3 protein-coding genes are annotated in these 6,494 nt (G+C 58.1%); all 3 read right to left on the bottom strand.

Going from position 1 to position 6,494, the window contains the following annotated elements; all coding sequences use genetic code 11:
• Window positions 1-159: 159 nt before the first annotated feature.
• The 3 genes from DIE11_RS12455 to DIE11_RS12445 are packed head-to-tail and all read right to left on the bottom strand — an operon-like array spanning window position 160 to window position 6,490.
• Window positions 160-705 (bottom strand): hypothetical protein, encoded by a 546-nt coding sequence (locus tag DIE11_RS12455; RefSeq protein ID WP_124624127.1) that lies wholly within the window; start codon window positions 703-705, stop codon window positions 160-162.
• An 8-nt stretch (window positions 706-713) separates the two neighbouring features.
• Window positions 714-5,210 carry an RHS repeat-associated core domain-containing protein gene (locus DIE11_RS12450; protein ID WP_124624124.1) on the bottom strand — a complete coding sequence of 1,499 codons (4,497 nt, stop codon included), beginning with the start codon at window positions 5,208-5,210 and terminating at the stop codon, window positions 714-716.
• A gap of 14 nt (window positions 5,211-5,224) precedes the next feature.
• Entirely contained in the window at window positions 5,225-6,490 is a 1,266-nt protein-coding gene (locus DIE11_RS12445; RefSeq protein WP_124624121.1) for a hypothetical protein, read from the bottom strand.
• Between the last annotated feature and the right edge of the window lie 4 nt (window positions 6,491-6,494).

Here is a 6,494-nt window from a genome sequence, read left to right as displayed (position 1 = left end):
AGCCGGCAAGCTTACCGAGGTCCAAACGCGACATTTCTAAATGGCTAGAACACGACATTTCTAGAAAGCTACTACACAGAAATTATCGATAATTCACGTTATGTCAAGTTATAAAATGGAATCATACCGACATCAGATGCCAGCGTGCCCGCTCCCTGGTTAGACCGGCACGCCGAACTCGATATTCATCCCGTTTTGATCGCACAGGCGCTTGAAGTCGCTTGAAACTACGAATCTGCCGCGGCTGCTTGCGTCCCGACAGATCAGGAAGCGTGATTCGAACGATGTCCGATAGACGGCCCGCAGGAGCATGGATGTTCCCGATGCCAACTTTCGATACATAGATCTTTCGGTATCCACTACCGGAAGCGTCTTCTCGATCTTTCCGGCAAAAAACCGGAATGTCTGTCCGTCACACTCGACCAGGCACGGAATGAATTCAATTTCGTCTGACAGGCTCTCACCAAGCAACTCCTGAAAGCGTGTCGAAAAGACCGGCACGCGAATCGAAGCCGCAATGTAGTCTGTCGAGGCGATATTTCCAGCCGTATAGCCTGCCTGGGCCGTGGCGCGCAACGGAACGGTCATGCGATGCAGATCACCGCGTCCGTAGATCAGAAGATCGGAAATCGCGTCGGTATCGCCCTGAAAATCGACGATCGCATTTTCGTGTTGGACTGTCGTTCTGATTGAATAGATGTTCATCGCTTGCCTCAGCTTGCGCAGGTAAATCGACCATCGCGACTGCCTCGTCGCAGTTCAGATTGGAGTCCGTATATTTCCTGGCGTATTGTCTGCCGATCCCAACCTCCTTGACGAGCCAGGTCGTCAAGGTCGTCCAGGTAGATACCGACCATTTCGTTGTATTCCTTGTGCTCGGTCGTCCATCCGCGATGTAGCCCGATCAACGGGTTGTTCTCGACCCACGAGAACATCGGCAGGTACATCATGTTCGCAGGAGCATTGATGTCGACCCCCGATCTGACGAATATCGGGTGATTGCGCAGAGAAAACGGGATGATATGTTGGCGCTGATACAGCGAGCGCGTAGGCATCCAACAGGGAAAGCGGTCTTCGAGCCCGAGCGGGTCAATCCAGGCAAAGATGTTGGGTGCAAGCCCGTACAGGTTCTCCCCTGCCCGCAAACCAAGCGGATCCGGAGAGACATACAGCCCCACGTCGGGATCGAAATAGCGGTAGCGATTGTAGTGCAGTCCCGTTTCATCGTCGAAGTATTGGCCTTGAAGTCGTAACGGTTGAACGAAATCTAAATGCTCGATGGCCGGGATGCATGCCCCGGACGCTCGATAGCCGGCCTCCCACCTGATGATTCCATGCTCATCTACAACGCGGATCGCGGCACCGTTCGGATCGCACTGGTAAAAGAACAGATCGGACGCATCGTCCGACGGAGTGTCTGCCATGCGATGCGGCGAACGCCGAGTGGATGCCAGGGCCAAGGGATGAAACGTGTTCGGGTAGTAAATCCATTCACGATCGTCTACATGCTCGGCTTTGTCTACTGCTTTCGCGTCTGTTACGCGGCCGTTGCCATCGCAGGCGATTTCTCTCGCCAGGACGTCGCCGTCCCATAGGTAGCGGCTGGCGCGCATCCAACGTTCACCAGGCGCCATGTCATTACCATGGTCGTCAGTCTCGGCGGTCTCCTTGCCGATGCGACGATGAAACGTGTCGTACAGGTAGCGTGTTCGGAGTCGCGTCGCCCTTCCGTTCCTTTGTGTCCGGGAGATTGTCTCGACAAGCAGCCCTTCCGCATCCCAAACGAATGACAGATCCTGTTCTGGACTTTGCTTGCGCAAAAGGTTTCCGGCAGAATCGAACGTGTAGCGAGCGCCGTCAAATTGACCTTCGCGCAAGATCGATTCTTCTGCAGTCGTGCGACCAAACAGGCGCACTTCCCGAGTTGAGTGCGCGTACGTTTTCAACAAATCCCCAGCCGGATCGTGCAGGAAGCGATGTACATTGAGCATCGGGTCGACATGGCTTGTGACATGTCCGATCGGATCGTATTCGAATTGCTCCGCGCCGAGCCGGGAGTCGCGTTTTTCGACGATGAAACCTCGAGCGTCGTAGGCGTAATCGACGTTGAACAGCACACCGGCACCGCCGAACCACACCTGTCTTGCGAGTTTTCCGTCTGCCGCATACGACAGTTCATTGCACAAGTCGTTGCCGAACCGCTTGACCTCGACTTGTCCGCGGGAGTTTCGCTCGAATGCGATTGGAGCCGCATCGTCAACCTGAATCGCGGAGACGGCGTCTAGTTCATCGTACCGGTAACGTATTCGTCGTTCGAAAGTTCGTCCGCCGATGACGGCACGCGTTCGGCGACAGATACGATTGCCGGTCGCGTCATGTTCGAATGAAACCGTGAAGAGGTTTCCTTGTCTTTCTTCGACGACTCGTCCGACCGGGTCGTAAGACAGTTCGACACGACAATCCGAATTCTGGGCGACAATCAGATTGCCGGCCGAATCGTACTCGAACGATTCGATCCGAACACCTTCCATTTGCCTCGGATCTGCCACTTCCTTTCTGATTACACGCCCAAGTGCGTCGGCTCGAAAGATGATGGTTCGACCCAATGGATCTGTAATTTGACGCAAATGTCCGGACACGCCATATTCGTAGGCATAGGATTGGTCCCAATAGTCCGTTTCCTTCAGCACCCTTCCCAGCGCATCGCGTGTCAACCTGTACTGTTCGCCGCGCTCGTTGATGAGTCGGCAGAGTCGGGCCTCGGTATCGTATTCGTACTCGACAACAGTGCCATCCGGGGCTTCCCGTCGACGAACCTGCCCAAGTTTCGAATACTCGAGCCGCGTGACATAGCCGGCTGAATCACGGTAGGAAACGAGGTTGCTGTCGCGATCGTATTCGCAACGAACGTCTCGTCCTCCGGGTTCGATCGCTCGCGTCAGATTACCGATTCGATCGTACTCGTAGCGTCGCTCGAGCCTCGCCGCGTCGACCACTTGAATCAGATTGCCCCGATCGTCATGGGCGTACTTGGTACGATGACCCAATGCATCAATGCTTGCCGCCAGATTCCCGTCTCGATCATATTCAAAAAGAGTGATCGCGCCACGTGGACCTGTGTGGGAAACGACCTGCCCCGATTCGTCATATTCATAGGTTGAGACTGCCTGGTCGGGAGCAGTCAACGCGAGTAGATGTCCACGGCGATCCCATTCATAGCGCCATTGTCGTCCGCCGGGCGCAGTTATGCAGCGAGGCCGGTGATTCTCGTCGTACTCGATACGCAGTTGACTTCCATCAGGCATCGTTTGAGCTACGAGATTGCCATGGTCTCCATACTCCCACGTAGTCGCATTGCCGGATGGCGCGACGACCGAGCAGGTGCGTCCTCGGCGGTCGTATCGATATTGAGTCATGCCACCGAGCGGATCGAGTTCGCTAACAGGGATGCCGCGGTCGTTCAACTGAATGACCGTCGTATGACCGAGTGAGTTAGTCACTCGCGTTTCCATTGCGTTCAGGTCGTAGAGGAATCGATAATCGAATAGTCCGTCTTCGCCCCATGCGCGCTCGACGCGTGTCACGTTATCGGCTTGCTGGCCGTAGCGGTATCGGAACGATGCGCCGCCTGCGCTGGTGTGGCGAATCATCCGGTGACCGCCTTCATACTCGAAAGTACGTTGATGGGCCATCGCATCGATTGCCGCGACGAGATTACCCTCGCGATCATGTTCGTAGCCTACGAGCGGATGCGCTTTTCCATTCACGGCAAGCAGTGTCATCGATTGCAGGAATGCAGGAGATTGATCTCGCGTCGTGCAGACGATCTTACGGCCGGTCGGCACGCCACGCATCCATTCGGACACACGCGCGAGACCGCCGTTCGGCCCCCGTTCAAATACCCAGGCATTGCCATCGGGATCGACAATTCGCTCAACTGGAAGGACCGAGCCCGCGCCATCGCCAACCGCATCGCTCTTGATTTTCCAGTGCTTTGGCAATGCGAAAACGTACGCTGTCTCGTTGAATGTCCGAAGGACGAGCTTTGAATCCTCCACATACAGTGCATGCCCGTGCTGCCAGTCCAATGTGTACTGCGGCCCCTCTACGTCGTCAGGAAGTTGATCGAAGCACGTCGTGTGATCGGGGAAATATGCGACGGCACCGGTCCTGCTCTCGTGACGGACGATTTCGATATAAACGTCTGCGGGCGTCCGCCATCCGATGCCCGCAACACCTGCGTGCTCGTTGCGGCTTGCATAATGGCGTTCCCAAACTAGCGGAAACCGTCCCGATAGGGTGAAATCGGTTTGCTGGACGACAACCTCGCCTGTCGTGACATCTACTGGCTCCGCTTGCAGCACCTTGCACCGCAAAAAGCCCGGCTTCAAATTCAGCTTGTCCGCCAGCGCCTTCGCCCACTTCGACCCCTGAAACGCCTTGAACAGCCCCTTCGCCGCCGCGGCCATATTCAGTACCGGCGGCCCCCCGACCATCACAGGCCGCCCTGCCGGAATCGGCAACATCACCGAACTCGGCATCGACGGATAGGTCCGCTCCGTATGCGCGCTGTTATGTCCCGGCGGTTCCATCCCGACCGACCAGCAGCTCAACGCCGGCAACGCCATGAACGACATCGGATCGTTGTTGGCGAGTACCGTCCGGCTCCCCATGAACGACTCGGCGTCATCCGACGGAATCGGATCCGGCTCCGGTGGTGGTGCAAACGATTCCCCGAGCGGAAAATGCAGCCCCGGCACATGAAACGAATGCGTGCCCACCGTCGCCCGCATCAAACCGTTCACGAAAATCGGCCGGCCTGCGGTACCGCCCATTCCAACGCCGGTGCCAAGCATGCTTCCGATGCTGCTCTGAAGCGCCGCCGCTTGCTGCTCGAGTTTCATCCCCTCGGCAACGATCGCGTTGTCCTGGATATCGGCGACCTTTCCCGATGCGAACGTGGCCGCGTCGCCGAGCTTCTTCACGACATCCGGATGATCCTCGAGATACGCGCCGACTTTCTCTTGAACCAGCGCCATCGCGATGCTGCCTACGACGCCCTTCGCCGCCTCGACATACTCCCGCAGATCAAGCATGAACCCGACATGGGGATGCGGCAGAAACACCGGCGTCGGGCTCGGCGCAACCAATACCGAGTGAACGTCGACGCCGACGACGGGATCCAGATGCTTGACGGCCGGCAGCCCCACGTCGCCCTCCCCGCTTACTGTCCGCCGCGCAACGCCGCGACTTTCTCGCTCAGCGCATGACGGCGTCGGTCCATCGCGTCAAGCTGCGACGTCATCCATCCGACAACGAGCGGCAGATTGCTGTTCCCCCGCATCGGCTCGTCGATCATCAACCCCGCATCGAGCGCATTGAACCCGGCCTCCAGCGCATGCTCGCGCTCCCCTGCCCGCTCCCAGCACACTGCGCTCATCCGCCACGCCTCGACCGTCATCAGCCCATCCTTCGCCGCCGTGGTCGACGCCACCGCACGCTCATAGCAATAAGCCGAATGCGCATAATCCTTATGCGTCAAATGCACGCTCGCCTCGCCGAACAATCCGTTCGCGACGAGCTTGTGCCCGGCCGGATGCCTAGCCTCAACTGCGCGCATCCCGCTGCTGGCCGCGCTCCGATACGCGTCGATCGCCCGCTCCCGATCCCGCCACTTCAGATACGCCGCCCCCGCAATCAGATGCACGACAACGCACTGATCGAACCACTGCTCGCGCTCAGCAACCTTCAGCGCAGCCGCGCGCAATTCCTCCAGCCGAGTCGGATTGCCGCGTTCTATGATCTCGGTCAGCATCACGAAATGCCGTCGAAACTCCCCGCTCGGCCCGCGCTCGCCCGATTCCGCCAGCAACTCACGTGGCACGCTCGCCATCGAGTACTTGCCGTGCACGACCCGCACCGCGGCACGGTGCCGTTGCATCAACGCAGCAAACGGCGCGCTATCGATACGAGGCACGACGAAGCGCACGCGCTCGGCAAGCTGCGGCGCGACCGCAATAATCGACAGCAAATCGTCGATCCATCGCACCCATGCCGCGTCATCCCGAACTTTCGCCGGCTCAAGCACGAAAACCATCGCCGGGAAAATATCCGGATGGTGCTGCATCAGGCTGTCGGCAACCCCGAACAGATACAGCAAGGGATTCTTGCCATCGTCGTGCGGCGCTTGCCAATCGGCCCGCACCCCATGCGCATCGGACCCTTCACGCCGGCTGTCGTAGAACGCAATAAGCTCGTCCGTCAGCGCCTTTGCATACTCCGCTTCGTTGACGAACGATGCCCGCATCGTCCTTACCGCACACGACGTCTCGTCCTGAACCTGAAAATAGAGCCGCACGAGCTCCGCATCCGTCTCGTCGGTCTGCCAGATCATCAATCGCGCATCCTGCTCTTTTGCGAAACTCATCCAGTCCGTATGCGCATCCATGAACCTGCGTTCTATCGGATTGGTCGGCTGCCAGTTCTGCATTCGT

Origin of the sequence: Burkholderia sp. Bp9012 (genome assembly GCF_003853825.1) — a bacterium.
Classification (GTDB): domain Bacteria; phylum Pseudomonadota; class Gammaproteobacteria; order Burkholderiales; family Burkholderiaceae; genus Burkholderia; species Burkholderia diffusa.
This window is presented reverse-complemented; position numbering and strand designations above follow the sequence as displayed.